Here is a 6,065-nt window from a genome sequence, read left to right as displayed (position 1 = left end):
TTTGGATGACCTTTTTCTTCTGCTCCAAATCAAGATTAGGGACCCAGTTAGTCAAAATTTCATTGGCTGCATTTAAATCTGCAACAGCTACAGTCTGAACAGCGGAAGCCCTTAACTCAACCTTCAATGTTTCCATTTTTGAAAGCTTGATAAAGGTCTCCTTATTTTCATTAGGCTGGAAGATAAGTGCAGACATGTACAATCTGATCATTTCGGTAGGAGAATTATCATCAACCAGTGGCAAAACCTCGGCCCGAAAGCCTTTGATCTTCAATTTTCCAACGGCCTCCAATCCTAACATCTGTTTTGAAACATCTGAGCTTTTTAATAAATGACTTATTGGCGCTTTCAACGCTTCTGTCAATTCTTCTGATTGTAACCTGGCTTGATTCTTTAAAGTGAGTGAAACATGTTTCACGGCCATGTCCCTATTTTCTAATATTGGTAATACTAAGTTCAATACGTTTCTGTTACCTAGCATTTCGGCTACTAGTACGAAGGTCACTTCATCCAGCTCTTTTTTGGTATAGTTCTTCCATAGTTCTATAAATACCTGTTCCTTTTTAGCTTGGGGCAAGGCTTGGCTAGCCCAGATCAAATTGGATGTTTCATATTGTTCTACAACAGGAGATCTGAAGAAATCCAACAGCTCTGTTGGATAGTTCTCGAGCGCTTTTCTGGCTAGAAATCGCTCAAAATTTCTTTCATAGGCACCACCCATTGCATTACCTTCAAGTGGCTCCTTGCAGGCCTCGACTAGCAATATAATAGTTGCTTCATTCGCAGTATTGACTGCTTCCAAAGTCCTTAATACCTGAGACCGTACCATGGGATTGCTATCTGAGGATGGTTTTCTAAGTAAGGCAGCAAGTACAGCTGCATTTAATGGAAAGGACTGCAATGCACGAACAGCTTCTCTTCTAAGGTTATCAAATCGACTGCTCAACAAAGTCTTCATCAGATTTTGATCGTAATGCTTTATACCCTCCAGTGACCAAAGCGCCATTATTCTTGTAATTTCATCTTGAGCACTATCAGAAGCGAGTTCGATAAGCTCCTTGGCAAGGCCCCGTGTTTCTTCAATAGGACGATCACTGATCTGGTGCCATGCTGCCCTTTTTGCCCAAATCGACGGAGATTTCAGATAGGCCACAAGCTCACTTGTTTTTACCTCATAAAAATTGGGGATTTCTCGAGAAGGTTGGGATTTATGGCGAACTCTCCAAATACGACCATGTGATTTATCCCTATCTGGATGGGATGTTCCCACTTCGTTATGGGAAACTATTTTATTGTACCAATCGACAATATATAAGCTACCATCAGGTCCAAACTCCATGTTGACAGGCCTAAACCAGTCATCTTGAGAAGTCAAAAAATCAGGTAAATGTTCGGCTGTCACGGAACCATCGCTGTTACGTAAGATTCTCACAGCGTTAATAGAACTGGTAATGGGATTTGCAATGAAAGCCACATCTTTCCATTCTTTGGGGAAGCTTCCATCCAAATCATCTGCAAAAGCAACTCCAGAGATACCCGTTCCTCCTACACGAAATTCATGCAATTCAGGCATCCAAGGTTGATACGGACGAATACGATCATTTCCAATACCCGGAAAGCCAGTCCCTTTTTCCATAGGGACAATAGAGTATCCCAAATCATTGGCTTCAATACCATACCATTGGCCATTTCCCCTCAGCTTATACCCCCAGATATTTTGCAGGCCGGAATTAACCAGCTCCATTTTTGAGGCGTCTAAAGAAAAACGAGCAATTTTACTGTAGTCGATCCGCACTTCAGCATCGCTAATAAGGGAGCTTACCTTTCCCTTATTTAAAGCACCATGGCTAAAATGGATCCAATCACCCGGCGCGCGTACCAATGCATGTGCCATGGTATGTGTATCTGTAATTCCAAAACCAGTGAACAAAGGTGTTCGTTTGTCTGCTTTACCATCTTCATCTGTATCTTCTAAAAAAAAGAGTTCAGAACCTTGAGCAACAAAGCTTCCGTTTTTGTAAGGCAAAACGCTTTGGGGTATGGCAAGTCCATCTGCCCAAATAGTGGATTTAACCTTATTTTTTCCATAAAGATCAGAAAGCACTAATATTTTGTCCTTCCCTTTGGTTTTGCCACGGTACAGGTCAAAAATCCTTGTGAAATTAGGATCTTTCTCCTGAGCTTCAGGATTATCCATTAAATTTAATAATTCATGCCAAGCGATATCCGAAACCGGATCCATAGGATACATCTCTGCGGTTTGAGTCCACAATTTCCCAGCATCGTCAAAAGCCATGTGGATAGGGTTTACCACTCCGTCTCTTTCACTAGCTACCAATTCTACTACAAAACCTTCAGGTACTTCAAAGCCTGCCAACTCCTCTTCAGGAGTAAACAATTTCGTTCTGGCAGACTGTGTTTTATGGTTGTAATCAATGTATTCATTACCAGCAGCATCTGTTGGTGAATTAGGTGTCTTTTCCTTACAGCCAAAACCAACTAAGATTATCAGAATAAAGAATATATAGAATGCTCTTTTCATTTGTATTGCTAAACGGTTAGGTAACTAGCTTTTTAAAGCTTTGTAATTGTAATGTCTTTAAATTCAATTTTAGCATTCCCGCCACTGTGCAACTGAATCCCTATGACTCCTTTTGAAGGAATTTCAGCGTCCATTTCGAAATATTCCGTCGTTTTGACCCCATTGATATACAGCTCATGCTTGTTTCCTATGCACCTTATGATATAACTGTTCCAGCCATCTTCGTACAAAATATTGTTGAGCGTACTGAGATCTCCGCCCATAAGCTTGCCTCGACGGTGCTCGTCGTAGATATCTCCCCAATACCCCTTTCCTATATCAGCCTGATACCCAATGATAGTATTGCCTTCGATGAAGGAACGGTATTGAATACCGCTGTTGATCAGGCCAGTGGTGTGATCACCTGTTAAACGGAAAAGAGCACGGAATTCAAAATCCTCAAAACTTTCAACCGTACGCAAATAGGTGTTGGTTGGAATATTGATTGTTCCATTACCTCCTGTAATTACACCATCAACTACTGACCAGTATTTCCCGTTTTCTGGGTTGACCACTTCCCAACCTTCTAAAGACGTTCCTTCAAAAAGCGAAATCGTATGATTTTCACTTTGTGCATAGCAATTCAAATTAACAAAGCAAACAAAAAACAAAATTATTGTACAGCTGTACAAGCTGCACATTTGCTCCTTAGGTCTAACTATTTTTATATGATTTTTCATGGTATTATTATGGTTATGGATTCATTTTATGAATAGTATTGAATTTCAATTCTTTTGTTTATATACTCAATTTTTCTATTAACATCTGTTGCTATCTATGCAATGAAAGCACTGTTTCTGTAGGCCCATTCTCAATAAAAGTAACCTTCTAGCCAAGCCAACAATTAAGAATAAATACCAAAGACATGCGTGGAAAAATTATTTTTCCCTTCATAAGCGCTTCAATAATCAGCGCTTAAAAGTACAATCATATAAAAGTCTAGTGAACCTGAAACATGCGAAAAATGTCCCAAAAGCACTTTGGGACATCCCAAATTCCAAAAATGATAAATATGGCCTGATCAAAATGTCCTCTAAAACATTTTAAAAATCGGTTGAGCTTGAATCCCTCATGCCAAACTTGGAGATGTCCTCGTTGAACAAACTTTGAAAAAGTATTTCTAATGTTTATTAAAGTTCACTTATGAATTTTTAAGTGGTGGCCTGCGGGTGCAGAGTCGAGTTTAAGCATATATAAAATATGCATCGCTACCTTTTTCTATGACGTACTCAAAGCCTTTGTGAAGGGTGTTTTATATTTGGTAAATCTGGAATTGAGTATTGCAGATTGTTTTCATCAAAAACTTTACATGAAGAATACTTAGATTGAACAGGCTTTACTACACGAAAAAAGTGTTATGGATCCAAATTACTGTAACTTTACAGCAGCTTTTTATACTCAGTAGGGGTGATTTTAGTGACCTCCTTGAAAATTCTATAAAAAGAGGTTTTGGAACTAAATCCACATTGATTTGCAATGTAAATCATCGTATACGCTTTGTTTTTTGGATCTTGCAATTCTTTTTTAAATTCTTCGACCCTAAGCTCATTTATAAAAAATGAAAAAGTTTTACCCTCTCCGGTTAAAAACAACTGTTCGATGTTTTCTGAATCCATGCCAACAGATTTAGAAAAGGATGCTAAATTAAATTTTTGATTCGTGAATTCTTTACTGATTATTATTTGATTTTTTAACTGCTCTAAAGTTGCACGGTCTATATCAGAAATCTCAATCCTGGATTTTTTCCTGATTTTAAGGAGTAGGAATATAGTTATCAAAAAAATTACAAAAACAACCCCAGCTATTTTAGCATACCTTTGATACCAGGGAGTGTTGACAAATAGGATTTCATCTACAATTATGTGTCCCCAAGGGCCGGAATATTGGTCAACAATCTCTATGGTAGCAATGCTTCCTCTTAGGTTCTTGACATTCCATTCCTTTCTCCTCAAATTCCCATCATCATCTCCAGTTGCTGACCGAACCATTTTTTCACCAACTACAAGGTTGATACATGTTTTACCATCATGGCTTCCCCCACCAATCAAGAACTGAATTTTATCATACTGAATTTTAAATGGCTTAGAAACAAACATTCCTTGTAGTAAATCATGAGAATCCCCAAAACTAAATGCATAATAATTCCCTTTGTAGCCATTTGCTATTATTGGGTAATAAACATTTTTATTGCTATTAGGCTCTCGGAAGGCATCACCAGTTACATTCCAGCTATTAAAGGTTCCACTTTCAAAATCCTCAAAAACCATTTTATTATCCCAATTATCATCACTTAAAACTATTCGATCCACCAATAATCTATTATCAAAACCCTCCTCTGAATCAGTAGCCAAAGCATCCACTATTTCCAAATAGGCCTCCTTACCTTGGTATTTGCGAATGTCCCAAATTATTTCTCTAAGAATTAAGTCATTTTTGCCGGTAGCAGTTTTAACAATAGTATTATCAATGATCAAATTGACGCTGGATCTGGTTTCATGCTGATCCCCTGCTATTAGAAATCTTAAAAAATTCCTGTTGATGGTAAAACTATTAGAGATTAGTTTTCCAGAACCTTTAAAAGTCCCTGGAACCTGATTTGAAGAATAGGCGAAATATTTGCCATGAACATTAAAAACTGTATCTTGTAAGGAGTCGATATTTACCGGTTGATGAAATGCCGTGCCCTGAATTTCCCAATTTTCAGAGAACAAACCACCTTCAAAATCTTCCAATACAATATCAAAATTTTTTTCTTGAACACATGATTGCAATAAGTAAAGTAAAAAAACCAATTTTCCCCTTACAAAAAAGGATTTCATTAATGACAACCTGATTAAATTAAAAACTTATTTATTGACAACTGATTAGGTAAAGCTATTTCGATTGTTCTTTTTTCTCTGCTCTTTAAAAAGATGAGAAAAGCGGACAATATTAATAATTTTATATTTACAATTTATTAAACCTGTAAAAGATTCTAAATCGTAAAAACCTGAACGCCCCGTCTTATTACAACAACCCGACATTTTATCAGCAATAAGGGGGTAATTAAACTTGAACATTAAAATATTAAAGATAACCAATAATTCCATGCGACTCACTTAAACTTTGTTTCTTTCCCACTAATTTGATGAGAGTGAAATTGCATTCAAGCAGGATATGGCATTTATCATTCTATGTGCAAAGTAAGCCCCATTTACGCTGATCAACTTCTTGAAGTTCCTCTTTTAAATTCAAAAGAAAAGCCCCCTAAATTTTAAGTAATTAGATAGGAGAAAGACAAAACTATCTCAATATTTTTAAAAAGTTATCAATAGTATATGGTCAGGCAACAAGCTATTTACCAATATTTTATAATTTTTTTAATTTATTATTACCTTTTACCATTGGTTTATTTATAATATATACCTATATTAATATTATTAATTCATTGAGATTTTGGTATTTTTGAAATCAATGTTCTGGCAAAGGATTCAACGAATTGGAT

At 36.8% G+C, this 6,065-nt stretch carries 3 protein-coding genes; all 3 read right to left on the bottom strand.

Going from position 1 to position 6,065, the window contains the following annotated elements; all coding sequences use genetic code 11:
• Positions 1 to 2,542: PVC-type heme-binding CxxCH protein (locus AAC037_RS17955; RefSeq protein WP_339904498.1), on the bottom strand; the 2,542-nt coding region annotated here is incomplete at its 3' end.
• 32 nt (positions 2,543 to 2,574) lie between these two features.
• A complete protein-coding gene (locus AAC037_RS17950) occupies positions 2,575 to 3,261 on the bottom strand; it encodes a DUF1080 domain-containing protein (protein ID WP_339904497.1) in 687 nt (228 codons plus the stop codon).
• A gap of 699 nt (positions 3,262 to 3,960) precedes the next feature.
• Entirely contained in the window at positions 3,961 to 5,400 is a 1,440-nt protein-coding gene (locus AAC037_RS17945) for an AraC family transcriptional regulator (RefSeq protein ID WP_339904495.1), read from the bottom strand.
• Between the last annotated feature and the right edge of the window lie 665 nt (positions 5,401 to 6,065).

Source organism: uncultured Cyclobacterium sp. (genome assembly GCF_963976465.1).
In the GTDB taxonomy this organism is placed as follows: Bacteria; Bacteroidota; Bacteroidia; order Cytophagales; family Cyclobacteriaceae; genus Cyclobacterium.
The sequence above is the reverse complement of the archived record's forward strand: the minus strand, read 5'-3'. Positions and strand labels throughout refer to the sequence as shown.